Origin of the sequence: Actinoalloteichus fjordicus, assembly GCF_001941625.1 — a bacterium.
Taxonomy (GTDB): Bacteria; Actinomycetota; Actinomycetes; order Mycobacteriales; family Pseudonocardiaceae; genus Actinoalloteichus_A; species Actinoalloteichus_A fjordicus.
Genome location: NZ_CP016076.1, coordinates 789,827 through 815,438, shown reverse-complemented (window position 1 = coordinate 815,438; position 25,612 = coordinate 789,827). Strand labels below are relative to the sequence as shown.

Sequence of the window (25,612 nt, the reverse complement as noted above, 5' to 3'; positions counted from 1 at the left end):
GACCACCACTGCGGGCACGGCCCGCGTGTGACGACCGGGGGCGAGAGACGACACCCGGCCGGTGGGTCACCGAATACCGACAGCGCTACGCGTTCGACGTTGCCCGCACAGCTCAGGCACCACCTCCTCCGGCCCGACGAGACTCGACCCGCATCGCGCGGCCATGGGGCGACCATGACGACACTGATCGGGCGAAAGCGTAGTACCACTCGAAGCTGTCGAACATGGTTATGTGGAACTTCTGTGAAAACGTTTCCGGGATTACGCTCGTCGCGTACTCTCTTGCGCTCCGGTCACCGGACGCGCTCGGCGCGTCGCAGATCGTCGAAACGAGTGATGATCCACCTGTTGACGGCGTCCGAGACCCTGGTCTCACCAGCGCGGTTCTCGAACCAGCGCCAGTCGCAGCTCACGTTGACCTCGAGGAAGACATGCTCGCCGTCGACCTGTAAGAGGTCGAAGGCCGCGACGTCCAGCTTCCAGCGGGCGGCCAGCGCACGCAGGCGCCGCGCGACGACGGGGTCCAGCTCGACGGCCGTGACCGCGACGGCGTCCGGATCCTGCCAGAGCTGGGCCGGATCGATCTTGTCCACCCGGTAGGGGATCAGCTCGTCTCCGACGACGAACACGCGCAGCTCGGCATCGGCCACCAGGTACTGCTGCACGATCACCGGGGCGGGCTCGCTCAACTCGCCTGCCCGGCTGGTGTCCAGCGGACGGGGGAAGAGGCCCTGCAGCGAGCCGGGCCGGGGTTCGAGCAGGTGTCGTCCCGCGGTCTTGACGATGCACCGGGCGCCACCGGGTCGATTGCGCGCCGGGCGGGTGGTGACGACGGTCCTCGGTACGGCGAGCCCCTCGGCCTGAGCGTCGGCGAGCTGGGTCAGCCGATCGAGTCGCGCGCTGCGGCGGGGCTCGTTGACGTGGCCCCAGTCCGACCGCACGGTGAGCCAGTCGGCGACGGCGCCCCACTGGTCCAGGGTGTAGGAGCCGTAGAGCGACCGGGGGTCGATGGGCAGCGCGGTGAGATCGAAGTGGCGGCGCCACACCAGCAGCGGGCGCAGCAGCCACTGATCCAGCTCGATCAGCGGGGTGTCCGGATAGACGGTCAGCGCAAGGTCGAGACACCGATCGGCGTCGATCCGAACCATCCGGATGTCGTGCTCGGCGAGGGTGAGCGACAGCTCGTTCATCTCCATGTCGGCCGCCCTGGCGAGGACGAGCACGCAGGGCACCGGGCTGCCGTCCCCCGGCTCGACCAGACCCGCCCGATACATCCGTTCCTGGAAGTCGAGGCAGGCGCTGGGAGCGCGGTAGTGATACTCCTGGCCCTGTAACAGCAGCGGCGTGGCCAGCGGGGTCGAGACGGGCTTGATCGAGACGGCGTCGGCGGTGGCGTCGGGCGGGAGCGGCAGCGCTGCCTGCTCCCACTCGGCGTCCGCCACGTCAGTCGTCCTTCTTACGGAAGATCTTCCGCTCCCTGTCGAAGGCCTCCTGGTACTCCGCCAACGGTCCGTCCGTCACCTCGCCCCGACGGATGAGTTCAGCCAGTTCCTTGAGCGTCATGACGGTCACCCCCATCCTCGACAGCGAGAGCCGGCGACGGACCGGCAGAGATAGTTTCAGCTGCACCTTACTCAGTGTCAAGCGAGCACTAGGACACCTTCGCCTATTCGGCCCAATAGGACGAGCCGAATGCAGTAATACTCACGGAAAGTGTCAGCACTGCCGCACACAACGGGAGATCGTCCTCCATTCGTGCAGAGCTGGGCCATCAGGGTGATGAACGCGGGCGGTCACTTCGACGCCGCACGAGCAAACTCTGCCTTGGGCTCCTGGAGCTGCCCCATGGAGATGACCTCGCGCCGGAAGAGCAGCGCCAGGGTCCAGTCGATCACGATGCGCGCCTTGCGGTTGAAGGTGGGCATCCGACTGACATGGTAGGTGCGGTGCATGAACCAGGCGGGGAAACCCTTCAACTTGATCCCGTAGACGTCCGCGACGCCCTTGTACAGGCCGAGGCTGGCCACCGATCCCGCGTACTTGTGTCGATACGGTGCGGGCTGTCGGCCCCGCAGCGAGGCGACGAGGTTGTCCGCAAGCTGCTTGGCCTGCCGCACGGCGTGCTGCGCCGACGGGCTGCACGTCGCGTTGGGGTCCTGCTCGGTCTTGGACAGATCGGGCACCGCAGCACAGTCGCCCGCCGCCCACACCCCGGTCAGCCCCTCCACCCGCAGGTCTGCGGTGCAGCGGACCCGGCCGCGCTCGTCACGCGGCAGATCGGTCTCGGCGAGGACCGGATTGGCCTTCACGCCTGCCGTCCAGACGATCGTGTCGGTGGCGAAGGTGGTCCCGTCGCTGAGCCGGACGTCGCCGCCGGTCATGTCGTCGACCCTGGTGTCGAGGAAGACCTTGATCCCCCGCTCCTCCAGCCGTTCCACCGTGTAGACGCCCATCCGCGGGCTGACCTCGGGCATGACCCGGTTCGTGGCCTCGACGAGGATCCACTGTAGATCGGACGGCTTGATGGTCTTGTAGTAGCGCGTCGCGTACCGAGCCATGTCCTCCAGCTCGGCCAGCGCCTCGATGCCCGCGTAGCCGCCGCCGACGACCATGAAGGTCAGCAGCCGACGCCTGCGCTCGCCGTCCGCCATCGACGACGCGTCGTCCATCCGGGAGAGGACGTGATTGCGCAGGAAGATGGCCTCCCCCACGGTCTTGAACGAGTTGCCCTGATCGGCGAGTCCCGGAATCGGCAGCGTGCGCGCCACCGACCCGAGGGCCACCACGAGGACGTCGTACTCCAGCTTCTCGACGTGCCCCTCGGCCATGTCCACCGTGACGGTGTGCTTGTCGTGCTCGACCTTGGCGACCCGGCCGGTGACCACGTGACACCGCTTCAGCGTGCGGCGCAGCGGCACCACCACGTGCCTCGGCTCGATCGACCCGGCGGCGGCCTCGGGGAGGAAGGGTTGATAGGTCATGTGCGGCTGCGGGTCGATCACCGTCACCGACGCCTCCGCCGCCTTCAATTTGGCCTGGAGGCGCAACGCTGTGTACATTCCGACATATCCGCCGCCCAAGATCACGATCTTGGTGGGTGAAGCCTTCTTACCAGCCATGTCAACGATGCTGCCACCAGCGAGCCGTGACGGCTTGACGTACCACCCCTAGCTGTGATTCCGCTCGCTAGGCATGTCCCTGGGCAGGTTCGGCGATCGGCGCAGCGCCAACACCCCGACGACGGCCAGACCTGCGGCGGAGACCAGCCCGGCGACCTCCAGCCAGGCGGGCAGCACCGTCGACGGCAGCGTCCACACCACCAGGACGAGCCCGGCGGCGACGAGTTGGACGACGACCACCCGCAGCAGGGCAGGCCGCAGCGCCGCCGCTCGGACGCGCGACCGCCAGGGCAGCACGGCCGTGACCGCCGCCAGCAGATGCGTCAGGTGCAGCAACGGCATCAGCGACAGGACCTCGGGGCGCAGCGGGTCACCGCCGTTGGACGTCACGCCGACCACCGCGACCACGATCAACACCGCAGGCGATGCCGAGGCGGGCAGTCCGGCCGTCAGGGCAGCCGAGATCACCAGACCCCAGGTCACCAGGGGTCCCGCCCCGTCGGATGACACCACGACGCAGACGACGGCGGCACAGGCCGCGAGCAGCAGGCGCAGGCCCCAGCCGGGGATTCCGACCCCGCCCGTCACCGGGGCGGGTTCCTGCGGGCTCATCGAGGATGCGCCGGGCGCTCGGCGGACACCGATCGGACCCGGCTCGGTGCCGGAGCCCGCGCCGACACCAGACGCCCGCCCGGCTGCGCCGGACGCGAGGCCGAGGCGGGCCTGTCGAGCCCCGGCACCACTTCCGACCTCGCTGATCTCAGCAGCCCCGCCGACCTCCTGGTTCACACCGGACCTCCCCGCGTCGTCCAGACCGTTCGAACGCCTGCTCGCCGGGCTCCCGGCCGCATCGACCGCACTCGTCTCACCGGCGACCGCCCCGACGGCGGGCACCCCGCAGCACGGCCATCGCCGAGGCACCGTCGGAGTCCCACTCGACGACCCGCACCCCGCGCTCGGCCAGGGCCCGGAGCCGCCCGGCATGTTCGAGGGACAGCACCGTCCGGACGGCCTCGCCCCACGGTGTCGAGGCGTCCGCGCTCAGCGGGGCGGGCAGCACGTCGACGCCGAAGACCAGGCCCCGGCGGACCGCCTGGCCGGTCAGCGTCACCACCGCGTCGTCCAGGAACGGGGACAGCACGATGAGCACCGCGCCCGCCGGGACCTGGCGTGGACTCAGGATCGGCTGTGCGGCCCAGCCTGCCTGCCGCGCGCTGGTCACCAGCGCACCGCGCAGTCGCAGCAGCTGACGTCGTCCCGCCGCGCACGGCACCGAGAGCTGCGGACGTCCCAGGTCGATCAGGCCGACCCGGTCGCCCTGGCGCAGGTAGGCGGCGGCCAGGGCGCTCGCCGCCCGGACCGTCGCGTCGAGGCTCCCCGTCGTGGACCGGGCGGCGGAATGGGCCATCCACTCGCCCATCTCCGCACCGACGTCGACCCGCGTGTCCACGGCCAGCACGACCTCGGCGTCGGCCTCGGCGTGGCGCTCCCGCACATGCCAGCCTGCGGCGCCCCTGGTGTCGTCGAAGGCGCCGCTGCGCGCCGACACCCGCCAGTCGATCCGCCGCAGCCGGTCGCCCGCGCGGAACGGACGGATGTCGCGGAGTTCGGTGCCGTCGCCCGGCTGCGCCGATCGGTGCACGCCCACCAGCCCCGCCGCTCTCGGCGGCAACGGGCCTGCAGGCAGGGCGACGATGGGCGGCAGCACGATGCGACGAACCTCGATGCCGGTGACCGGCCCGTAGACGATCACCGCGTCCGGCCCGGCGAACAGGTGGTCGGGCCGCATCTCCACCGCCTCGCCCCACCGACGTCGAGGAAGTTCCACCCGCCACGGGCCGCCGTCGCCGGGCAGCACGTGGACGGTCTCCCCCGCCTCGGCGGACAGCGCGCGCAGCTTCTCGGCCGCCGCCGCGAGTCGGCCCCGCACGCCAGGCTCGGCCGCAGGCTGCGCCGGACGCGGCCTGCGGCCCGCCGTGGGCAGCCGGACGGCCGCCCACTCGGCGCCGCAGGCCGCCTCGATCCGCGCGGTCGCCGTCTCCGACTCGGCGACCCGAGGCGGCGGAGTCACCCGTAGCGTCGGATGCTCGTCCGGCGATCGAGCGACGGTCAGTGCGAGCAGCGTGGACAACAGCAGCGGGGCGCCGAGGATCACCGGTTCCAACCGATGCAGCAGCACTCCGACGCAGATCAGCCCGGTGCCGACCACCAGCCCTCGATACAGCGTGTCGGTGGGCTGCCAGCGGCTGCCGGTTCGTCGGCCCAGTCCCGCACGCAGCCGGGCGAGCCGCGCCGTGTCCCCCGACGCCGTGCTCACGATCTGTTCGCCCGCAGCCTGCCGGTGGCCGGACCGGCCACCTTCCCGAGCAGCTCGGTCACCACCTCGACGCCGGTCACGCCGGTCGTCCAAGTCTCGGGTCGCAGGGTCAGCCGGTGGGCCAGCGCAGGCACCGCACATTCCTTGACGTCCTCCGGCAGCACGAAGGACCGTCCGTCGAGCACGGCGAGGGCCCGCCCGACCAGCACCAGGGCCAGGGCGCCGCGCGGGGAGGCACCGACCTCGACGGCCGGATGCGACCGGGTGGCCGAGGCCAGGTCGACGCAGTACCGCACCACGTCGGGGTCGACGTCGACGGTCTCGATCCCCGCCTGAAGCGCGGTGAACTCCCCGGCGTCGATGACCGGGGACAGCGAGGTCTCCTCGCGTCGCCGGGCCAGTCTGCGGCGCAACACCTCCGCCTCCTCATCCGCCGCGGGATAGCCGATGTCCAACCGCAGGAGGAAGCGGTCGAGCTGCGCCTCCGGCAGCGGGTAGGTGCCCTCGTACTCCACGGGATTCGCCGTGGCCAACACGTGAAACGGCCTGGCGAGCCGCATCGTGGTGCCCTCGATGGTGACCTGCCGCTCCTGCATCGCCTCCAGCAGCGCCGACTGGGTCTTGGGCGGCGTCCGGTTGATCTCGTCGGCCAGCAGCAGCCCGGTGAAGATCGGACCCGGCCGGAAGGCGAACTCCCGGCTGGTGGGGTCGTAGAGGTAGGAGCCGGTGACGTCGGCAGGCAGCAGGTCGGGGGTGCACTGGAGGCGGCGGAAGTCCAGGCCGAGCGACTGGGCGAGGCTGCTCGCCAGCAGCGTCTTGCCCAGGCCGGGCACGTCCTCCAGCAGGACGTGCCCGCCCGCGAGCAGGGCCGCCATGGTGAGTCGCAGACTCCGGCCCGCGCCGACGACGACGGACTCCACCGAGGCGGACACCTCCGCGACGACGGCGGCGATGGCGGGCACGTCCGGCGGCTCCGGGATCTCGGTCACCTCTGGCATCTGTCCTCTCCTGCTTCGCGGAACTGGTTTCTCAGCCGCGGTCGTCGGTCGCGCCTGCCCGCACGGCGTGGCCACGACGCCGGGCCCGCGCGGTGTTCGGCCACCACGTCGTGCCCTCGCCCTCGGCACGGCGGCCCCCGGCTCTCCCGGCCGTCCGTCGGCGATCCTCGTCCAGCTCGGCGAGCAGCTCGGTCAGCACCCGAGGCGGGGGAAGCGGGGCGGCGGGGTCGGTGAGCAGGCGATGCAGCCGGGGATCGAGGGCGGCGATCGCCCTCGGGTCGTCGAGATCGGTCACGCCCGCCGTCTCCCGACGTCCCCGCAGCGCGGTGAGCACCACCGCGCGCAGCCGGGGCTGGAGTCTCGTGCGAAAGCGGCGCTGATCGGCCGAGGCCTCCGCGAACCGGCCTGCCAGGGTGGCGGCCTGCACGAACCGAGGAGAGTCCTCATCGGAGTGCGCGGGCTGCCACACCGCCTCGGCGGTCCGCCCGACCCGCAGGCTCAGCAGCAGCCAGCACAGCGGCGGCAACGCGACCGCGACGGCCCAGCCGACGGGGATGCCCGCGATCATCACCAGCAGAACCGTCGCCGCCGCCAGGATCAGCAGGCCTGCCGCCAGGGTCACTCTCGGGCTCACGGGCGACCCCCGCCGAGATGCGCAGGCTTCGGATCGGCGTCGTCCAGCGCCGCCGCCAGTGCGGCCAGCGCCGCGCGAGCCCTGGCGACGTCCTCGTCCGAGGTCCGATACGCCGGGTCGAATCGAGCGCGGTGGTAGAGCGTCCGCAGTTCGGCGACCGGCTCGGCGGGCAGCGCACGAGCCGAGACCAGCTCGGCGGCGAACTCGGTGGGCGTCTGCGGGGCCAGCCGTCGGGTCCCCGCCTCGGCGGCCGTCTGCTCGAAGACCCGCCAGGCCTCGATCACGCGATCGCCCGGCGAGCCCGCGGCCGGTGCGTCCAGGACACGCAGCGCCGCGTGGGCACCGGTCGCCGACGCAGCCCCGGCGGCGGGCGACACGTCGTCGCCCTCCGCCTGCCGACGCGCACCGCGGCCCCGAAGTCTCCGTTCGGGCAGGCGGAAGGCGAGCAGGATGCCGACGAGACCGACGATCACCAGGGCGAGGATCACCAACAGGAACAGACCGAAGCCAGCACCGATCCACTCGTTCGGCTCCGGGCGCGGCGAGACCTCGTCGGCGTTCGGCCGCGCGGAGGCCGGTGCCGGGGTGGTCGTCGCCGCCGTCACGAGCCCGCCGCCGCTGTGCGGAATCCCGCTGCGGCCCCGTGCCGCCGCCATGGCCACCAGTACGAGGATGACGGCCGAGATCAGCAGGACTAGGCGAGCTCGGATCAGGACTCCGATCGTCGAACGGATCTCGTCACTCTATCGCCCGACCACGGACTTCTCCGGCATGATCGGCGGCACGGCCGCAGGCGGGACGACCCGAGCGGCAGCACGAAGACCTCGAAGGGGGCAGTGGTGAGCCCAGCGTTGCCGGGTGATCCGGAATACCTGCGCGGCCCGCGCATTCTTCGCGTCATCGCGGGCTGCGAGTGCGGCGCCGGGCTCGTCACCCTGCTCATCGGGTGGTGGCTGGGCTCGACGCTCACGGCGATCATCGGCGGCGGACTCGCGGTCAGCTCGATCGCGATCGTCTTCCTCTCGACGCAGCTGCGCCGTCCGCATGACGCCTACCTCGCCGAGCACCCCGACCCCGATCCGCCCGTACTCCGGGCGGCCACCGGCAACGAGGAGATCGCGGACTGGTCCGCGCTCGGCGCGGCCGGGCAGGAGCGGCTGCTGCCGCTGGCGGCCGAGGCGTTGGACGGGGTGGGGCTGGAGCCCGCGCTCCGGCCGGACGCGACCGTCGTGGACACCAGGCTGGGTACGGTCGGTCTCGGCGCGCTGGTCGCCGACGTCCGGCATCGTCCGCCCGCCGACTGGCCGGAATCGGCTCGACGGTGGGCTCGCCGGGTCGAGGCGGCCCGCACGCCGCCGTCCGTCGACTGACGCGTCGGCCTCGCGCGGGGCCGACGCGGGGGTCATCGAGGCGAGCCGCCTGCCTCGTGGCCGGGAGTACGAGCAGCGGGACGAGATCGGTCGCGACGAGATCGGGACTCGGCGCGGCAGGCAGCGGTCTCGACCTGGCGGCGTCCCCGTCACCGCCGTCGGCGATCACCGCCGTCCCCTGAGCTCGCCGCGCCGTCGGCCGAACCCGGCGGCCCTCGCCCCAGGCTCCGAAGCCGATCTACCGGGCCGTCGTCGGCAGTCCGGCGGCCTGTCCCGCCGCCGCGAGCACCGTCCGCAGCATCGCCGGGGTCAGCCTGCCGGTGAAGGTGTTCTGCTGGCTGACATGGAAACAGCCGAAGACCGTGAGGTCGGGCCCGTCGTCCCGGGCGGGCAGGACGACGCGCACGCCGTGGCCGAACTTCGGGCGAGGCACCGGCACCCGCCAGCCCGTGGCAGCCAGGATCGGGACCACGGCCTGCCAGGCGAAGCCGCCCAGCGCCACGACGACGCGCAGGGTCGGCCGCAGCAGCTCCAGCTCTCGGCGCAGCCACGACCCGCATCGATCACGTTCCTCCGGCGTCGGCCTGTTGTCGGGCGGTGCGCAGTGCACCGGGGCGGTGATCCGGGTGCCGATCAACCGCAGGTCGTCGTCGCGGGCCGTGGAGACCGGCGCGGAGGCGAGTCCGACCTCGTGCATGGCGGCGTAGAGGACGTCACCAGCACGGTCGCCGGTGAACATCCGTCCGGTGCGATTGCCGCCGTGGGCGGCCGGGGCGAGGCCCACGATCGCCAGCGACGCGTCGTCGACCCCGAAGCCCGGCACCGGCCTGCCCCAATAGGTCTGGTCGGCGTAGGCCCGACGTCGATCCCGCGCCACCTGTTCTCGCCAGGCCACCAGGCGCGGGCAGGCATCGCACCGCACCACCAGCTCGTCCAGCTCCGCGCGGCTGGTCACGCCGGGTGCGAGTCTGCCGGGTCGCATTCGACTCATCCCGGCATCATCGCGGGTCCGCCGGGGTGTCGGCAGTGCGTCCGCCGTCCTCGGGGTTTCGTCAGACGGCGGCCCGCTCTCCCCTCGTCCGCCACAGGGCCGCCCCCAGCAGCACGCCCCACCCGAGGAACCACGGGTCCCAGAGCAGGCCGTGCCAGGCGAGCGCCGTCCGATCGACCTCCGGGCCTGCGGGAATCACTCCGCCGAGGACCAGCAGGGCGGCACCGGTGAAGACTGCGCCGTAGAGCGTGAGCACCGTGCAGGCGACCCAGCTGAGCAGACGTCCCACACGCCGCAGCAGTCCGGGCAGCTCAACGTACAGCAGGACCAGGGGTGCCACGGCGACGCCGATCTTGATCAGCGCGGCCGCCCAGACGAGGAGGGCGAGGAAGGCGCTGTTCGCCTCGGTGGGAACCGCCGCACCGCCTGCGACGGTGTCCAGCAGCCACGTGCCGCCCAGCCCCCAGTAGACGCTGAAGGCCGCATGCCCGAGACCCGTCACGGCAGCGGCCCAGGACAACGGCCTCGATCCCGGTCGATCATTCCGCGAGCCTCGTCCGGACTCCCACATGGCGCGACTCCTCCCAGCGCAGACCTCCGAGAGCCCGACCTGCCGATACGAGCGAGGAGGTCCCCACTCGCCTCCCGGAGATCATCCGCTGGCCGAGCCCGGACATTACCCTTTGGCTTGCTAACCATTGCTCCGTAGGCTGCCGCCATGGCGAAGAAGGAGACAGCCCACGACGTCGAGGCAGGCCCAGAGGCAACGGCCTCGACCCCCGCCGAGCCGACCGACGACCTGGTCACCACCAGCCACACGCTCGCCGTGGACGGCACCGAGCTGGCCTACACCGCGACGGCAGGCCGGATCGTGCTGCGCGAAGAGGTGCACACCGACGGGAAGTTCGACGGCCACCAGGCCAAGGCGGAGGTGTTCGTCACGGCGTACACCCTCGACGGCGAGCAGCCCGCCGACCGGCCGATCACCTTCGCGTTCAACGGCGGTCCCGGCTCCTCCAGCGTGTGGCTCCACCTGGGCGTCCTCGGCCCGAAGAAGGTCGTCATGGGCGACGCGGGCGAGCTGGCGCCCCCGCCCTACGGCCTGGCCGACAACCCGGAGTCGCTGCTGGCGCACAGCGACCTGGTGTTCATCGACCCGGTGTCCACCGGTTTCTCCCGCGCGATCAAGGGCGGCAAGCCCAGCGAATACCACGGCTTCCAGGGCGACCTGGAGGCCGTCGCCGAGGTGATCCGCCTGTGGACCACCCGCAACAAGCGCTGGATGTCGCCGAAGTACCTGGCGGGCGAGTCCTACGGCACGCTGCGGGCCGCCGCGCTCGCCGATCACCTCCAGTCCCGCTACGGCATGTACCTCAACGGGCTGCTGCTGATCTCCACGGTCCTGGACATGGGCACCATCCGCTTCCAGCCGGGCAACGACCAGCCCTACCCGCTGTTCCTGCCCACCTATGCGGCCATCGCGCACTACCACGGCCTGCACGGCGACCGCCCCCTGTCCGAGGTCGTCGCCGAGGCCGAGGACTACGCCGAGCGCGACTACCCGTGGGCCCTGGCCAGAGGCGCCCGGCTCAGCGAGGAGGAGCGGGCGGAGGCGGTCCGACGGATCGCAGGCCTCACCGGGCTGAGCGAGGACTACGTGGACCGGGTGAACCTGCGGATCGAGCATGTCCGGTTCTTCACGGAGCTGCTGCGACACCGACGTCAGGTGGTGGGCAGGCTCGACGGCCGGTTCGTCGGCTGGGAGCCGGACTCCGGCGGCGAGCTGTTCAGCGCCGACCCGAGCATGAACGCGATCGTGGGCCCGTACGGCGCGGCGCTGAACCACTACCTGCGCGCCGATCTCGGCTACGAGAACGACCTGCCCTACGAGATCCTCACCCGCCGGGTCCAGCCCTGGTCGTACTCGGATTTCGAGGGCTCGTTCGTCACCGTGGCACCCCGGCTCTCCGCCGCGATGCGCACCAACCCGCACCTGCGGGTGCACGTCGCGAACGGTTATCACGACGGGGCGACGCCGTACTTCGCCGCCGAACACGTCTTCGCGCACCTGGAGATCCCGGCCGAGCTGCAGGACAACATCGAGTTCCGCTACTACGAGGCGGGCCACATGATGTACGTCCACGAGCCGAGTCGGATCGCGCAGTCCGCCGACCTCGCGGAGTTCGTCACGCGCTGACCGCGCTGCACCCGACGGACCGCCGACCCGGACCTGGCTGGTCCGGGTCGGCCCGGCCTGCGTCGGGCGTCCGTACGGCACCACCGGCCCGGCGTCTCGGGCGCGGCTCCCCGGCGCGGGCGGCGCGGCGCGTCAGGAGACACTGTCACGGACGTGAACCGACGAGGGAGGAGCCCGCGATGGCTCGGGTCGCTGCGATCGACTGCGGTACCAACTCGATCCGACTGCTGATCGCGGACGTGACGCGGAGCGAGACAGGCCGCACGATGCTGCGAGACGTGCGCCGTGAGATGCGCATCGTCCGACTCGGCCAGGGTGTCGACGCGACCGGCCGACTCGCACCGGAGGCCGTCGAGCGGACCAGGGTGGCGCTGGCCGAGTACGCCGAGTGGATTCGCGACTCCGGCGTCGACCGGGTGCGGATGACGGCCACCTCGGCGACCCGCGACGCCGCCAATCGGGAGGACTTCTTCTCGATGGTGCGCGAGACCCTCGGAGTGGACGCCGAGGTGATCTCCGGCGACGAGGAGGCCCGGCTGTCCTTCGTCGGAGCGGTCGGCGATCTGGCCGCCGAGCAGGGGCCGTTCGTGGTGGCCGACGTCGGCGGCGGCTCGACCGAGCTGGTCTACGGGACCTGGGACGGCGTCCGCGCCGACGTCATCGCCGCGCGATCGGTCGACGTCGGCTGTGTGCGACTCACCGAGCGGTGTCTGCACTCCGATCCGCCTGCCGAATCAGAGGTCGCCGAGGCGCGTCGAGTCGCCGCCGCGACGCTGGCCGAGGCCTTCGACAGCGTCGACGTCCGGGACGCCCGCACCTGGGTCGGCGTCGCGGGCACGGTGACGACGCTGTCCGCGATAGCCCAGGATCTCGACGAGTACGACCCGGCGCGCATTCACCTCTCCGAGCTGTCCGCCGCGCAGATCGAGCGGACCACCACCGACCTCGTGTCGGCCACCCATGACGAACGCGCCGCCGTGCCCTCGATGCATCCGGGCCGCGTCGACGTCATCGCGGGCGGGGCGATCGTGGTGGCGACCCTGGCCGAGGAGATCGCCGCGCGTTCCGGCGTCGACCGCCTGACCGTGAGCGAGCACGACATCCTCGACGGCATCGCCCTGTCCATCGCCGAGGGCTGAGCACGGGCTCGAGGCTCGGCGCTCACGTCACCGAGCCTTGCTGAAGGCTCGGTGACGGCTGGGACCGGGCCTGCGAACGCCGTCGGGCAGGTCTCGCCGCCGCCGTCGCACCGGGAACGGGCGCCGCCGTCGCGGTGCCGGGCCGGGGCTCGGACGAAGGCTGCCGTCTCCCGGACCGTCGTGGCGTCGGCGCGGCCTCGCGGGCGCGCCACCCGGGCTCGACCGGGCGCCTCGCACCGGCGTCGGGTGACGACGGGACGAACGGCGGCAGGCACACACGGGCGGACAGGCGCAGGGCGCTGCCGGGCCCGCCAGGCGACACGGCCGAGCCGCTCCGGCCCTGAAATGCACCGCTCGGCCGCGTGCCGCCTGCGTCGGTGCCCGGCCCGGCGCCGTCGGAGCCGGTGTCGGCTCCGACGGTCACAGCGCTACCCGGCGGATCGTCAGCCGCGCTCCGAACGGGACATGGTCTTGCGGGACGCCGAGGACACCGTGCCCGCGACGGACCCCTGGGGGGCCGAGTCCGAGCCGGGCTCGGACGGCGGCTCGGTGGGCTCGCACTCCTCAGGCGGTTCCGTCGACTCCTCGGTGCTCGACTCCGCCGAGTCGGTGCCCTCGGACTCGCCGGGCTCCTCCGGGTCGCACGGCACGCACGGGTCACCCGGCGCGGGCGGCTCGGTGGTCTCGGCGGAGTCCTCGGGGTTCTCCGGGCTCTCGGGGTCCTCCGGATCAGTGACCGGCGGCTCACACGGCTCGGTCGGGTCCGGCGGGTCAGTCGGGTCCGGCGGGTCAGTCGGGTCCGGCGGGTCCGTGGGCTCGGTCGGGTCCGTGGGGTCCGTCGGCTCGGGCGGCTCGGGCGTCCACGGCGGCTGTGGCGAGGTGGTCGTCGGCGGCCGAGGCTCGTCGGACGAGGACGGCGGCGGCTCCGGCGACGAGGGCGGCCGAGGCGGGTTCGGGGGCTCGGGCGGGTTCGGCGGCGCGGGCGGCTGGTTCGGCGCGTCCGGTCCGTTCTGCGGCGGGTTGGGGTTCGAGTTCGATCCCCCGTCCGATCCGCCCGAGGGCGGCGTGACGTTCTCCAGCGGGTTCACGCCGTCGGCATAGGCCCGTGCCCAGTAGAGGACGTTGCCCACATACACGTCCGACCGGTTGTAGCGGAAGATCGCCGTGCGCAGCTGAGCGGGGTCGCGGAGGTTCAGGCCGCCGGAGCACAGGTACCGACCTGCGGCCAGCGACGCGTCGAACACGTTGTGCGGGTCGGACACCCCGTCGCCGTTGCCGTCGGAGGCGTAGCCCGCCCAGGTGGAGGGGATGAACTGCATCGGCCCCACCGCGCGATCCCATACGGTGTCGCCGTCGAGCCTGCCGCCGTCGGTGTCGCGGATGGCTGCGACGCCGGGGCCGCCGTTGAGCTGGAGTCCGATGATCGGCGACAGCGTCGTGCCTTCGGCGTCCACCATCCCGTGCCGTGCGTGATTGGACTCGATCCGGCCGATCCCGGCCAGCAGCGACCACTCGATGCCGCAGCCGGGCATCGTCTCGGCGAGGGTGTCCTCGGCCGCGAGGTAGGCCTCCAGGACGACGCCGGGGATGCCTCGCGCGTTCGCGCCGGGCCCGATCACCGAGCTGTCGTCGTCGTCACGCGATCCCGGTCCGGAGGAAGCCTGGCTGTACTCCGGGCTGATCTGAGTGCCGCCCGGGAGACGGCCGCCGACCCCGTAACCGCCGCCGTCGTCGTCGCGGTGGCGTAACAGGTTGATCAGACTGTCCGTATCGGACAGTGCGAGTTCCGCGACGTCACTGTCCTGCCGGGGGAACACCGGCGAGGACTCGACGGCGCCGAGCGTCGCAGGCAACAACATCACGGCGAACAGGACGGCCGCCGAGGCGACCTTGCGACTCGACCTCCGCTGCGATCGCCACCAGGTGCGGGTCGAGTCGTCGTAAGCCTGCTGCGCCGGGATTGTCACCAGGACTGCACCTTCCTCGCGCGCCGAGCCGATCACCGAAGACACCGAGTATTTCAGCTCACCGGGCCGAGGTTCTCAACCTTCGGCGGAAGAACCGGCCTACCGGAGGCGAACATCCGCCCCGATGGACGAAAGTGGCACCGCCCTGTCCACCGGCCCCGTGCTCCTGCTCGGACGAACCCATCTCACCGCCGGAATCGTCTGCTCCCGGTGAAGCGCACACACAGTGAAGCACGGGCTCGGTGCAGCACGATCACCGTGAAACGATGATCACAGTGGAACAACGCCCACGATGCAGCCGTGATCAGGGTGCGGCGGAGTCCCGGCCGTCGGCAGGCCCGGCGCAGTCGCCTGCGGGCCACGATTCGGCCAGCCGGTCCAGTACCTCGTCGCCGAACGGATTCACGCCCGGACCCACGGCGAGCCGGTGAGCCAGGTGCACGTGCAGGCACTTGACCCGCGTCGGCATCCCGCCCGCGCTCACCTCGGTGCCCAACGGCTCGATCGCGTCGCGCTGTGCCAGATAGGACTCGTGCGCCCGCTGATATGCGGCGGCCAGCTCCGGGTCCGCATCGAGGCGCTCGGTCATCTCCCGCATCAACCCCGAGGTCTCCAGGGTGCTGGCGAGGCCGGTGAGTCGCGGACAGGTCAGGTAGTAGAGCGTCGGGAACGGGCTGCCGTCCTCGAGGCGAGGGCTGGTCAGCACAACCGCCGGATGCCCGCTGGGGCAGCGGGCGGCCACCGACAGCAGCCCACGCGGCGACCTGCCGAGCTGAGCGGCGACGGCGGCACGATCGCCGTCCGTGGCCCGCGTCGCGCCCGGCACCGATGATCCGACGCTCATTCCTCGCCTCCCGTGATGGAACGCCACAGCCTGGCGAACCAGGGGGCGTCCTGTTGCTCCGGTTGTTGATCGGCGGAGTCCGCCGCCTGTTCTCGCTGTTCGGCGGGGAGCTGCACGATGTACGGCGTCTCGCCGGGCCGGACGTATCGCAGCCGCCGCCGTGCCTCCGCCTCGATGTGTGCGGGATCGGAGAGCTGGTCGCGTCGCTGCTCCAGCTCCCCGCGTTCCTGCTCCAGCCTGCCGCGCAGCTCCGCCGCCTCGGTCATCTCGGCCTGCTGGGTGAAGTAGGTGCGCAGCGGCACCGCAACGCTCAGCGCCAGCGCGCACACCACCAGCGCGAGGATCGCCGCGCGCCGGGTCGAGGCGAGCCCGAAGGCGCCGCCGGTGCCGGTACGCCTGCTCACGCGGCGGCGGACCCGGCGGCGCAGGGTGCTGGCGATGTTCACCTGTCTGTTCCTGGTGGTGCGCCGGGCGCGATCGGCCGACCGAGCGGGAGGGGACTCGCCTCGCCCACGCGGTCGGTCCCGCTCGCGCCTGGCCATGCCTCAGGCTCCCGGAGTGAAGCGGGGGAAGGCAAGTTCTCCGGCGTACCGCGCGGCGTCGCCCAACGCCTCTTCGATCCGCAGGAGCTGGTTGTACTTGGCGACCCGCTCGCTGCGGGCGGGGGCGCCGGTCTTGATCTGGCCGCTGCCGACGGCCACCGCGAGGTCGGCGATGGTGGTGTCCTCGGTCTCGCCGGACCGGTGGCTCATCATCGTCTTGAACCCGTTGGAGTGAGCCAGACCCACCGCGTCGAGCGTCTCGGTGAGCGTGCCGATCTGGTTCACCTTGACCAGCATCGCGTTGGCCGCGCTCTCGTCGATGCCGCGCGCCAGGCGCTCCGGGTTGGTGACGAAGAGGTCGTCGCCGAGGATCTGCACCTTGTCGCCGATCTGGGCGGTCAGGTGGGTCCAGCCCTCCCAGTCGTCCTCGGACAGCGGGTCCTCGATCGACACCAGCGGGTAGGCGGCGACCAGCTCGGCGTAGTAGCTCGACAGCTCCTCGGCGGAGAGCGTGCGCTTCTCGAAGGTGTAAGAGCCCTCGGAGTACAGCTCGGTGGCGGCGACGTCCAGGGCGAGGACGACGTCCCGGCCCGGCCGGTAGCCCGCCTTCTCGATCGCCGTGGTGATCAGGTCCAGCGCCTCGCGGTTGCTGCCGAGGTCAGGGGCGAACCCGCCCTCGTCACCGAGTCCGGTGGCCAGCTGCTTGCTCTTGAGCACCGACTTCAGCGAGTGGTAGACCTCCGCGCCCCAGCGCAGCGCCTCACGGAAGGACTCCGCGCCGATCGGCGCGATCATGAACTCCTGGATGTCCACGTCGTTGTCGGCGTGGGCACCGCCGTTGACGATGTTGAACATCGGCACCGGAAGCAGGTGCGCGTTCGGGCCGCCGACGTAGCGGAACAGCTCCAGACCGCTGGAGTCCGCCGCCGCCTTGGCCACCGCCAGCGAGACGCCGAGCGTGGCGTTGGCGCCGAGCCGCGACTTGGCGGGGGTGCCGTCCAGGTCGATGAGCTTCTGGTCGACGATCCGCTGCTCCATGGCCTCGATGCCGGTCAGCTCCGGGCCGATCTCGTCGAGCACCGCCGTGACGGCCTTCTCGACGCCCTTGCCGTTGTACCGGTCCTTGTCGCCGTCGCGGAGCTCGACCGCCTCGTGCTCTCCGGTGGAGGCGCCGGAGGGCACCGCCGCACGGGCCACCGTGCCGTCGTCCAGTGCGACCTCGACCTCGACGGTGGGGTTGCCGCGCGAGTCGAGGATCTCTCGGGCGCCGACCTGTTCGATGACTGCCACCTGTGCTCCTCACCCTGAGTGAAACTGATCGGCGTCGAGCCTAGCCCGCGAGTGGACCGGCCCTGCCGAAGGCAGGCGTCTCCCCCGTCACAGCGCCCCTTCGGCGCAGGTCCGGGCCGGGTGATCGATCAAGTGTGCCCGCTGGTCGGCAGGCCCGCCGCGCCGACCGCCGACACGCCGTCGAACGGGCGGCGGTCGGGGTCGGCGCGGCGGGCCGCCGTCGGTCCCCGTCGTACCCGTGTCGGCTCGGTGACGGGTGCGCCTAGCCCCGTGCGGGCGGCGGCAGACCACTCCGGGTGACCAGCGGGCCGGCCCAGGCCAGCCGGATGGCGGAGGTGGAACAGCTTCGTGCCGCGTAGCGTTGAGTCGACCATGAGTAGCGAGGACATCTTCGACGCCTTCCGCCGGGCCGAGGCGCTGCTCGCCGATCGGCGCCCGTTGGAGGCGCTGCGCGCGCTGCGTCCCGTGCTGGCCGAGAACCCTGCCGCCCACAGCGTCCAGCTTCTCGCAGGCCGGGCCTACCTGCACACCGCCCAGTTCCGCCGGGCGGAGGAGGCCTTCACCACCGCGATCGAGCTCGATCCCGCCGATCACTACGCCCGCCTCGCCCTCGGCCGCACCCTGCAACGGCAGGGCAGACTCACCGAGGCACTGGCGCAGATCCGGATGGCGGCCGTGATGAACCCGACGCCGGAGTATCAGGACGCCCTGGGCGAGGTCAGCGCCAGAGTGGCCCTCCAGGACCGCTGAGCGCCAGGTCGGCGGGCACGCTCCTCGACGGCGGTCGACAGGCCGCCTGCACTGGAGCGGATCCTGCCTCACCGCACGACACACCGAGTCGAGACGCCGCCGAGTCACCCCCGCCGCGTGCGGGGGTGGCAGCGGCGGTGCGGCGCTGTCAGCAGGCCGTTTCGTAGGAAGAGGGCCGGTTCGGCCAGGGGCTTATGAGTCCCTTGACGGCCAGAGCCCCTCGTCGTACGAACGAAGAGGTGATCAACGACGAAGGGCGGTCAGCCGCCGTGAGCCGCCCGAGTGTGGGTTGCCGATGCCTTCGCCGTGCTCGACGGCATCACCATCCTGGGGCCGTCCCTACGGGCGCGGGGCCGATGCGCTCGCCAGGTTCGCGCAGTTGATCGGCCAGGAGCCGCCCTCGCATGCGCGGGGCCGATGCACCATCGTCGGCCCGTTCGCCTCCCCGCTGGAGCCATCCCCGCATGCGCGGGGCCGATACTTCCTGACCTGCATGTTCCTGTGCCGTGACGGCCAGTATCGACCACGTGCTCCAGGTCACGACTCCCGGCCGGATCGCCGAGAGGGCGACCGGAGCACGCCCGTCACGGCTCCTCGGGGACGTAGCCCGCGTAGGTCTCGGCCAGGCCGAAGACCCGCTGGCCGTAGTCCACCGAGTTGTTGTAGGAGAACACCGCCGACCACCAGCCCGGCCCACTGGTCAGGTCGCGATCCGCGGCACAGAGGTAGGTGGCCGCCGAGAGCGCGGCGTCGTCGAGCCGCTGCGGGTCGGCGACGCCGTCCCCGTCGGCATCGCGGCCGAACAGCTCCCAGGTCTCGGGCAGGAACTGCATCGGACCCATCGCGCGGTCCCAGACGTCGTCGCCGTCCAGCTCGCCGCCGTCGGTGTCGGGAATCGCCAGCACGCCGGACGAGCCGTCCAGCGGCACCCCGTAGATCGGGATGCTCGGTCGGCTGTCATTGCCGAGTTCGGCGCCTGCGAACCGGCCGTGGTCGGACTCGACTCGGCCGATCCCGATCAGCATCGTCCAGGAGATGCCGCACGCGGGCTGCTCCGCCCGGAGGCGGGACTCGGCGTTCGCATAGGCCCGCAGCGCCAGGGGCGGGGCGTCGACGACCGTGGCCATCTCCCGGGCCCACACGTCCAACGGGTCCGTCGACGCCCGCATGGCGACATCACTGTCGGAGAGGCCCAACTCGACCGCCTCGGGATCGGCCGTCTCCGGGGGAGAGTCGCCCGGTCCGTCGCCGCCTGCGCCGATCGCCTCGAGATCGGGGGCGGGCATCAGGGCGGGCGGCGGCGCGGCCACGTCCGGCTCGACGGGCGCCGGGTCCACCGGAACCCTGGGGGGCGGTTCCACCGGACGCTGTTCCTGACCGAGCTCGGGTTCGGGTTCGGGTTCGCGGGCGACTCGCTCGCCGATGGACCAGAGAGCGACCGCGAAGAAGCCCCCGACGATGACGAGGACGAACAGCCCACTGACCAGGACCGCCCATCTCAATGGATGAGACAGCAGCCCGTTCTCCCTGAGCGACGACCTGAAGTCGGACACGAGGCAAGGCTACGTCGCGACCGATATGTCCGAATCTCGACGCGAGCAGATCCAGGCGTGACAACAGGCGGCACCGCACCCGAGCGCGACGCAATCGTGACTCAGGACACATGACCGTTCGGTGGCATTCCCGACATGATCGGTTACGGAAAGCCACCGCCCACGCCTGACCCGACCGGCCCCGACGAGAGACGGCGACACGAAGTCGTCCGCGCCGAGCCGAAGCCGACCGGAGTCGCCCCCGCAGGCACGGGGAGCACACCAGCCACAGGAGCATCGCGGCCCGGAGAGGACGCGATCACGCGCGTGGGCGCGACCGGCCGCCCCCACCGCCTGCGACGTCACGACTCCGCCTGCTCCTCGGGGCGGTAACCCGCGTAGGTCTCGGCCAGGCCGAAGACCCGCCTGCCGTAGTCGACGGAGTTGTTGTAGGTGAGCACCGCCGCCCACCAGCCCGTTCCGGTCGTCAGGTCGCGCTGGGCCGAGCAGAGGTAGGTGGCCGCCGAGAGCGCGGCGTCGTCGATGTTCTGCGGGTCGGCGACGCCGTCCCCGTCGGCATCCCGGCCCACCAGCTCCCAGGTGGTGGGCAGGAACTGCATCGGGCCCATCGCGCGATCCCAGACGTCGTCGCCGTCCATCGCGCCGCCGTCGGTGTCGGGGATCGCCATCACGCCGGGTGAGCCGTCCAGCGGCACGCCGTAGATCGGGATGGTCGGTCGGCCGTCCTCGCCCAGCTGGGAACCGCCGAACCGACCGTGATCGGACTCGACCCGGCCGATCCCGACCAGCGTGGTCCAGGAGATTCCGCACTCGGGCTGTTCGACCCGCAGTCGGGCCTCGGCGTTGGCATAGGCCCGCAGCGCACGCGGCGGAGCGTCGACGACCGTGGCCATGTCGCGGGCCCAGGCGCCCAACGGGTCCCGCTCTTCCAGCGAGGGTTCCGTACCGTCCTGCGCACTCTCGGGATCGCCTGCCTCGGGCTCGGCCGGTTCCGCCGCCTGCGGCGTCTCGGCGGCGTCGGCAGCCGCCTCGATCGCCGCGAGATCGGGCGCGGGCACCACGGCGGGCGGCGGCGCCGACTCGCTGGGCTCGACGGGCGCAGGCGTCACCGGCACTCTGGGCGGGCCTGCCACGCCGGGATTCAGGTCGAGATCGACGTTGAATCGGTCGCTGCTGACGAACCATAAGCCGAGGGCGACGAAGCCCCCGACGAAGCCGAGAACCAGCAGACCACCGATCAGGCCGGGCCATCTGGACCGACGAGGGGGCGGCCGCTGCTCTCTGATCTGCGACCAGATGTCGGGCACGTGCTCAGGCTACGTGGCCGGGAGATGTCCGATTTCCCGCCCGGCCGAAAACAGGCAGCCCACACCGGCGACTCCGCCGGGCGCGCGATCCCGGCGGGACAGCCGACCGACACCCCGCACGGCGAGGCCTCGGCATCGGCCGCGGACGGACCCGATGTTGCCCGCTCCTCAGTCGTTCGACAGCACCGCCCGACTCATCCGGCCGTACTCCTCACCCTGCGCCAGCACGCCCTCGGCGTAGCTGCGGCTCTCGTTGTAGGTCAGCACCGCCCGCCACCAGCCGGTCGACTCCGTGAGGTCACCGCCCGCATGGCAGAGGTAGCGCGCGGCGGTCAGCGCGGCGTCGTCGAGGTCCTGCGGGTCGGCCACGCCGTCGCCGTCCGCGTCGGCGCCCCAGCGCTTCCAGGTCGTCGGGATGAACTGCATGGGCCCGACGGCCCGGTCGTAGACGGTGTCGCCGTCCAGTTCGCCGCCGTCGGTGTCGCGGATCTCCTTGACGCCGGGACTCCCGTCCAGCGGAAGTCCGATGATCGGTGTCGACGGGCGACCGGTCTCGTCGAGGGTGGCGCCTGCGAAGCGACCGTGATTGGACTCGGACAGGCCGATCCCGGCCAGCACGGTCCACGTGATGCCGCAGTCGGGGTTCTCCATCCGGACGACCTCCGCCGCGTACCCGTAGGCCTCCAGCGCCGCTCTGGGGATGTTGAGCGGGTCGGCCAGGCTGTCCGCCCAGTCGGCGAGCTGTTCCTGCGGCCGCTCGTCGAGCCGCATGGGCCGCAGATGATCCACCGGGGCCACCTCGGGCACGGCCGCTCCCCGATCCGGCGGCGCGTTGCGCGGCATCGCCAGCGCCATGGCCTGGAGTCGGTCGCCCTCGCCCTGATCGGGAGCGCTCATCATGTTGACCACGACGGCGATGACCGCCAGTCCGACGACGGCGACCACGAACCGGGTCCAGCGCCCCCGGGCGGGTGGCTCGGGTGACGGTTCCGGCTCAGACGACGAGATCGACACGAGTACGTCCTCCTAGTCCGCCGCGGGTATGCGCTCGGCTCCGTTCGCCGACCGAGCGCGACCGCCGTCAGGGGTTGTTCCGAAGTTCGCACACGACCCACGAGACGGTAGCCCGTCGACCATCCGGCGAGAATAGACCGAACAGTTCAATGCACTCCCCCGAACGCCGTCACATCGCCCGGGGAAGTGCATCGTGGACCGTGGCCGTCCGGGTCGGTCAGATCGGCGGCAGGGCGGGACGCACCGCCGCAGGTCGCTCGGCGAGGGTCTCCAGCGCGATCCGAACGGCTGTGTCGAGCTGCGGGTCCTCGCCCCGCACCCAGTGCTGGGGAGCTCGAACGACCTCGACGTCCGGGTCGACGCCGTGGTTCTCCATCCCCCAGCCCTGGCCTTCGATCCAGGTCGCATACCTCGGCTGAGTGACCATGGTCCCGTCGACCAACTGGTAGCGCATGTCGATGCCGACCGTGCCTCCCCAGGTTCGGACACCGACCACCGGCCCGAGTCCCAGCGCCTTGATCGCGCCGTTGGCGATGTCGCCGTCGGAGCCGGAGAACTCGTCGGCGACGGCGACCAGCGGTCCCCTCGGCGCGTGCTGCGGGTAGGTCCAGCCGTAGGTCCCGTCGTCGGCGACCTGCCAGCCGATGACCTTCCCGGCCAGCTTCTCCACGACCAGCTGGGAGGTGTGGCCGCCCCGGTTCTCGCGCAGGTCGACGATCAGCGCCTCGCGCTGCGTCTCGACCCGCAGATCACGGAAGAGTTGCGCCCAGCCGAGGGCCTGCATGTCGGGGACGTGCAGGTAGCCGACTCGGCCGCCGGAGAGGGCGCGGACGTGGGCTCGGCGCCGGGCGACCCAGTCCTGATAGCGGAGCGGCTCCTCGTCGCTCACCGGGACCACCACCACCCGACGAGGCGCGGCGGACGGGTTCGTCTCGGCTGCGGACTCGTCGCTGCCCGCCGCCACCGTCGGCGCGTCCTCAGCGGGGCCGATGAGCAGCTCCACGGGCTGATCGGCCGTGCCGACCAGCAGCGGAGCCGGGCCCGTCGTCGGGTCGACCGGCCTGCCGTTCACGGCCAGCAGCAGCTCGCCAGGGCGGGCCGCGACACCGGGCGCGGTCAGCGGCGACCTGGCCTTCGTGTCGGAGGTCTCGCCGGGCAGGATGCGCTCGATCCGCCAGCGCCCGTCGGCCGTGCGGCGCAGATCGGCGCCGAGCAGACCCTGTCGAGACTTCGGGTCGCCCTCGGCATCCCTCGGCAGCACGTAGGCGTGCGAGGTGTTCAGCTCGCCCTGGACCTCCCACAGCAGGTCGACGAAGTCGTCCGCGCTGCCGAGGCGGTCCACCAGCGGCCGATACCGTGCGGTGACCGCCGCCCAGTCCACCCCGCCCATGTCCCGACGCCAGAAGTGATCGCGCATCAGCCGGGCGGCCTCGTCATAGGCCTGCCGCCACTCGACGATCGGCGTCACCTCCACCCGCAGCCGCGCCAGGTCCAGCACGAGGGACTCGTCGGGGCCGGTGCCGTCTCCGGTGACCTTGCGCTCGGCAGAGACGACCCGAGTGGCCGGGCCGTCGGTGACGACCAGCCGGGTGCCGTCGCCGCTGACGCGGAAGTCGTCGGCCCCGTCGACGAGGACCTCCGTCTTGTTGCGGACCAGGTCGAAGCGGATCAGCTCCGACCGCGACGTCGGCGCGTCCACCGGCGACTGCGCGTCGCCCAGGGTTCCGGTGAGCGGTTCCGAGATCCACAGCAGGCCGCCCTTGGCGGCGGCCAACGAGTGGTACTGACCCGCACGAACCGGGAACGGCACGACTCGCTGCGCAAGCCCTGCGACGTCGACCTCGGTGCGGGGCGGCACGTCGACCTCCGCCGAGTCGGCGGCGCCCTCCGGAACGGGACCGGCGGCCCTGCCGTGCAGGCTCGGGCCGAACGGCGAGGGGGTGTGGGCCGACAGCGGCACCAGGTAGGGCCTGCAGGCGGCGATGAACGCCAGGTCGAAGTCGTGCTCGTCGTAGAAGGGATCGAAGGTCCGCAGCGAGAGGAAGGCGAGGTGCTTGCCGTCGAGGGTGAACACCGGTTCGAGGTCGACGAACCGGAGATCGGTGACGTCGACGATCGTGGCGTTCTCATTGTCGGAGCGGCGGAAGAGACGGATTCGGCGCAGTGGGTACGGGCCGGGCTCCGACCAGGCCAGCCAGTCCGAGTCCGGGGAGAAGGCCAGGCCGGAGACGTCGCCCTCCCGGCTGGTGGTCAGTGTGCGGACCGAGCCGTCGGTCAGGTCGACCAGCAGCAGTCTGCCGTCGTGTGCGGCGACGGCCGCAGTGCTGCCGTCGGGTGTGACGGCCAGCTCCAGCACCCGGCCCAGCTCGCCGTGGGCGAGCCGCCGCCCCGGTGTGCCGGGAGTCTCGGACGCCGAGGAAGCCAGCTCAATGGCGTCCTCGCCGTCCGCGTCGGTGATCCACACCGCGCTGACGCCGTCGGACTCGACGCCTGCGGGGATGGCGGGAATCCGGGCGCGGGTTCCCGGCTCGGCTGCCAGCACGGTCGCGGGTCCGTCGAGGTGGGTCAGTCGGTGCACGGTGCCCCGCACCTCGACGACGCTGGACCGCCCGGTGTGGTCGACCGCGAGGGAGCCGAGGTCGCGCGCGGTGTCGATCAGGTGTGGCCGGAGCTGCGCGGCGGGACCACCCGTGCGGACGTCCAGTCGCCGCGCCTCGCCGTCCAGCGAGTCGAGCAGCCACAGCTCGCCCGCGTGCTGGTAGACGATCCTGCTGCCGTCGGAGGTGGCGTTGCGCGCGTAGAAGTCCGTGTGGTGGGTGTGCCTGCGTAGATCGGTGCCCTCGGGCAGACAGGAGTAGACGTTGCCGATGCCCTCGTGGTCGGAGAGGAACGCGACCCGGTCGCCGATCCACAGTGGAGCGACGATGCTGCCTGCCAGTTCGGGGAGCAGCCGCACGAACTCGCCGTCGCCGGTGCGGTCGATCCACAGCCTGCCCGCCGCCCCGCCGCGATAGCGCTTCCAGCGGGCGGGTTCGCTGGCCAGCACCGAGGACAGCAGGACTCCGCCCCCGGTCAGGAGCGCGACACCGGTGCCGGGAACCGACTCCGAGCCTGTGGCGCCTGCCGGTTCCGGACCGAACCGCACTCCGGGAGCGAAGGTGATCTCGCCGACGGGTCCGTAGGGCAGTCGCACGGCGGGGCCGCCGTCCAGCGGCACGGCGTGCAGCCAGGTCTGCCGCATGGAGGGTTCGCCCACCTCCGTCGTCGCTAGGACCAGGGGCTGTTCCCCCGGCAGCCAGCCGCGTACCGAGGTCTTCATGCCGCCCCAGTAGGTGAGCCTGCGGGTGGCTCCGCCCGAGGTCGGCGCGACCTGGACCTCCGGCCTGTCGCCGTCGAGCCTGCTCGTCCAGGCCAGCAGGGAGCCGTCCGGCGAGAAGCGCGGGCCTGCTGCGGGAGCGCGGTCGGCGGACACCCGCCAGGCCCGACCGCCGTCGATCGGCGCCAGCCAGACGTCGTCCTCGGCGATGAAGGTGATCAGCTCGCCATGCAGGTGGGGAGAGCGAAGGTATCCGGCGTTCAT

General features: G+C 71.9%; 22 protein-coding genes. 4 read left to right on the top strand and 18 right to left on the bottom strand.

Going from position 1 to position 25,612, the window contains the following annotated elements:
* Window positions 1-293: 293 nt before the first annotated feature.
* From UA74_RS03815 to UA74_RS03785, 8 genes are all read right to left on the bottom strand, one after another.
* The gene (locus UA74_RS03815; RefSeq protein WP_232237619.1) at window positions 294-1,442 is read right to left on the bottom strand and encodes an ATP-grasp domain-containing protein; all 1,149 of its coding nucleotides are present in this window, start codon (window positions 1,440-1,442) and stop codon (window positions 294-296) included.
* 1 nt (window position 1,443) lies between these two features.
* Window positions 1,444-1,572, bottom strand: a complete 129-nt coding sequence (locus UA74_RS33965) for a hypothetical protein (protein WP_257787498.1) — start codon at window positions 1,570-1,572, stop codon at window positions 1,444-1,446.
* Window positions 1,573-1,793: 221 nt separating this feature from the next.
* On the bottom strand, window positions 1,794-3,119 hold the full coding sequence (locus tag UA74_RS03810; protein WP_075763814.1) for an NAD(P)/FAD-dependent oxidoreductase: 1,326 nt from the start codon (window positions 3,117-3,119) through the stop codon (window positions 1,794-1,796).
* Window positions 3,120-3,167: 48 nt separating this feature from the next.
* Entirely contained in the window at window positions 3,168-3,908 is a 741-nt protein-coding gene (locus tag UA74_RS03805; RefSeq protein WP_157433978.1) for a hypothetical protein, read from the bottom strand.
* A gap of 76 nt (window positions 3,909-3,984) precedes the next feature.
* Complete coding sequence (locus UA74_RS03800; protein WP_083682898.1) at window positions 3,985-5,436, bottom strand: DUF58 domain-containing protein; 1,452 nt, start codon at window positions 5,434-5,436, stop codon at window positions 3,985-3,987.
* Window positions 5,433-6,434, bottom strand: coding sequence for an AAA family ATPase (locus UA74_RS03795; RefSeq protein ID WP_075763813.1), 1,002 nt, complete (start codon window positions 6,432-6,434; stop codon window positions 5,433-5,435). The genes UA74_RS03800 and UA74_RS03795 overlap by 4 nt, the downstream gene beginning before the upstream one ends.
* 31 nt (window positions 6,435-6,465) lie before the next feature.
* Window positions 6,466-7,068: a hypothetical protein gene (locus tag UA74_RS03790; RefSeq protein ID WP_075738959.1), complete on the bottom strand. Its 603-nt coding sequence runs from the start codon at window positions 7,066-7,068 to the stop codon at window positions 6,466-6,468.
* The gene (locus UA74_RS03785) at window positions 7,065-7,724 is read right to left on the bottom strand and encodes a DUF4129 domain-containing protein (RefSeq protein ID WP_075738957.1); all 660 of its coding nucleotides are present in this window, start codon (window positions 7,722-7,724) and stop codon (window positions 7,065-7,067) included. The genes UA74_RS03790 and UA74_RS03785 overlap by 4 nt, the downstream gene beginning before the upstream one ends.
* Before the next feature lie 183 nt (window positions 7,725-7,907).
* Between UA74_RS03785 and UA74_RS03780 the strand changes: the two genes are divergently transcribed.
* The gene (locus tag UA74_RS03780) at window positions 7,908-8,438 is read left to right on the top strand and encodes a hypothetical protein (protein WP_157433976.1); all 531 of its coding nucleotides are present in this window, start codon (window positions 7,908-7,910) and stop codon (window positions 8,436-8,438) included.
* A gap of 238 nt (window positions 8,439-8,676) precedes the next feature.
* Here UA74_RS03780 and UA74_RS03775 read toward each other — a convergent pair whose 3' ends face one another.
* Both UA74_RS03775 and UA74_RS03770 read right to left on the bottom strand, forming a co-directional pair.
* Window positions 8,677-9,429, bottom strand: coding sequence for a uracil-DNA glycosylase (locus UA74_RS03775; RefSeq protein ID WP_075738953.1), 753 nt, complete (start codon window positions 9,427-9,429; stop codon window positions 8,677-8,679).
* 61 nt (window positions 9,430-9,490) lie between these two features.
* Complete coding sequence (locus UA74_RS03770) at window positions 9,491-10,000, bottom strand: DUF3995 domain-containing protein (protein WP_083682897.1); 510 nt, start codon at window positions 9,998-10,000, stop codon at window positions 9,491-9,493.
* A gap of 147 nt (window positions 10,001-10,147) precedes the next feature.
* On the opposite strand from UA74_RS03770, the gene UA74_RS03765 reads away from it, so the two are divergent.
* Window positions 10,148-11,626 (top strand): S10 family peptidase, encoded by a 1,479-nt coding sequence (locus UA74_RS03765; RefSeq protein ID WP_075738949.1) that lies wholly within the window; start codon window positions 10,148-10,150, stop codon window positions 11,624-11,626.
* A 179-nt stretch (window positions 11,627-11,805) separates the two neighbouring features.
* Complete coding sequence (locus tag UA74_RS03760) at window positions 11,806-12,765, top strand: Ppx/GppA phosphatase family protein (protein WP_075738947.1); 960 nt, start codon at window positions 11,806-11,808, stop codon at window positions 12,763-12,765.
* Between the two features lie 443 nt (window positions 12,766-13,208).
* Here the strand turns inward: UA74_RS03760 and UA74_RS03755 are convergent, their stop codons facing one another.
* The 4 genes from UA74_RS03755 to eno all read right to left on the bottom strand — a co-directional run bounded on the left by UA74_RS03755 (window position 13,209) and on the right by eno (window position 17,408).
* Window positions 13,209-14,732: a lytic transglycosylase domain-containing protein gene (locus UA74_RS03755; RefSeq protein ID WP_232237618.1), complete on the bottom strand. Its 1,524-nt coding sequence runs from the start codon at window positions 14,730-14,732 to the stop codon at window positions 13,209-13,211.
* A gap of 304 nt (window positions 14,733-15,036) precedes the next feature.
* Window positions 15,037-15,576, bottom strand: coding sequence for a DUF501 domain-containing protein (locus UA74_RS03750; RefSeq protein WP_075738943.1), 540 nt, complete (start codon window positions 15,574-15,576; stop codon window positions 15,037-15,039).
* The gene (locus UA74_RS03745) at window positions 15,573-16,022 is read right to left on the bottom strand and encodes an FtsB family cell division protein (protein WP_232237617.1); all 450 of its coding nucleotides are present in this window, start codon (window positions 16,020-16,022) and stop codon (window positions 15,573-15,575) included. The genes UA74_RS03750 and UA74_RS03745 overlap by 4 nt, the downstream gene beginning before the upstream one ends.
* Before the next feature lie 99 nt (window positions 16,023-16,121).
* Entirely contained in the window at window positions 16,122-17,408 is a 1,287-nt protein-coding gene (eno, locus tag UA74_RS03740; RefSeq protein ID WP_075738939.1) for a phosphopyruvate hydratase, read from the bottom strand.
* 372 nt (window positions 17,409-17,780) lie between these two features.
* Here eno and UA74_RS03735 point away from each other — a divergent pair, with 372 nt between their 5' ends.
* On the top strand, window positions 17,781-18,158 hold the full coding sequence (locus UA74_RS03735; RefSeq protein ID WP_075738937.1) for a tetratricopeptide repeat protein: 378 nt from the start codon (window positions 17,781-17,783) through the stop codon (window positions 18,156-18,158).
* A 584-nt stretch (window positions 18,159-18,742) separates the two neighbouring features.
* Here the strand turns inward: UA74_RS03735 and UA74_RS03730 are convergent.
* The 4 genes from UA74_RS03730 to UA74_RS03715 all read right to left on the bottom strand — a co-directional run bounded on the left by UA74_RS03730 (window position 18,743) and on the right by UA74_RS03715 (window position 25,612).
* A complete protein-coding gene (locus UA74_RS03730; RefSeq protein ID WP_075763811.1) occupies window positions 18,743-19,711 on the bottom strand; it encodes a lytic transglycosylase domain-containing protein in 969 nt (322 codons plus the stop codon).
* 341 nt (window positions 19,712-20,052) lie between these two features.
* Window positions 20,053-21,018, bottom strand: a complete 966-nt coding sequence (locus tag UA74_RS33285; protein WP_232237616.1) for a lytic transglycosylase domain-containing protein — start codon at window positions 21,016-21,018, stop codon at window positions 20,053-20,055.
* 168 nt (window positions 21,019-21,186) lie between these two features.
* Entirely contained in the window at window positions 21,187-21,963 is a 777-nt protein-coding gene (locus UA74_RS03720) for a lytic transglycosylase domain-containing protein (protein WP_232237615.1), read from the bottom strand.
* A gap of 286 nt (window positions 21,964-22,249) precedes the next feature.
* Window positions 22,250-25,612, bottom strand: coding sequence for a S41 family peptidase (locus UA74_RS03715; protein ID WP_075738935.1), 3,363 nt, complete (start codon window positions 25,610-25,612; stop codon window positions 22,250-22,252).

Excerpts from the sequence above, each read along its gene's own strand:
- UA74_RS03765 (WP_075738949.1), top strand. The coding sequence starts at position 10,148 with ATGGCGAAGAAGGAGACAGCCCACGACGTCGAGGCAGGCCCAGAGGCA.
- UA74_RS03810 (WP_075763814.1), bottom strand. The coding sequence starts at position 3,119 with ATGGCTGGTAAGAAGGCTTCACCCACCAAGATCGTGATCTTGGGCGGC.
- UA74_RS03715 (WP_075738935.1), bottom strand. The coding sequence starts at position 25,612 with ATGAACGCCGGATACCTTCGCTCTCCCCACCTGCATGGCGAGCTGATC.
- UA74_RS03735 (WP_075738937.1), top strand. The coding sequence starts at position 17,781 with ATGAGTAGCGAGGACATCTTCGACGCCTTCCGCCGGGCCGAGGCGCTG.
- UA74_RS03770 (WP_083682897.1), bottom strand. The coding sequence starts at position 10,000 with ATGTGGGAGTCCGGACGAGGCTCGCGGAATGATCGACCGGGATCGAGG.
- UA74_RS03775 (WP_075738953.1), bottom strand. The coding sequence starts at position 9,429 with ATGAGTCGAATGCGACCCGGCAGACTCGCACCCGGCGTGACCAGCCGC.
- UA74_RS03760 (WP_075738947.1), top strand. The coding sequence starts at position 11,806 with ATGGCTCGGGTCGCTGCGATCGACTGCGGTACCAACTCGATCCGACTG.
- UA74_RS03795 (WP_075763813.1), bottom strand. The coding sequence starts at position 6,434 with ATGCCAGAGGTGACCGAGATCCCGGAGCCGCCGGACGTGCCCGCCATC.
- UA74_RS03785 (WP_075738957.1), bottom strand. The coding sequence starts at position 7,724 with ATGGCGGCGGCACGGGGCCGCAGCGGGATTCCGCACAGCGGCGGCGGG.
- UA74_RS03750 (WP_075738943.1), bottom strand. The coding sequence starts at position 15,576 with ATGAGCGTCGGATCATCGGTGCCGGGCGCGACGCGGGCCACGGACGGC.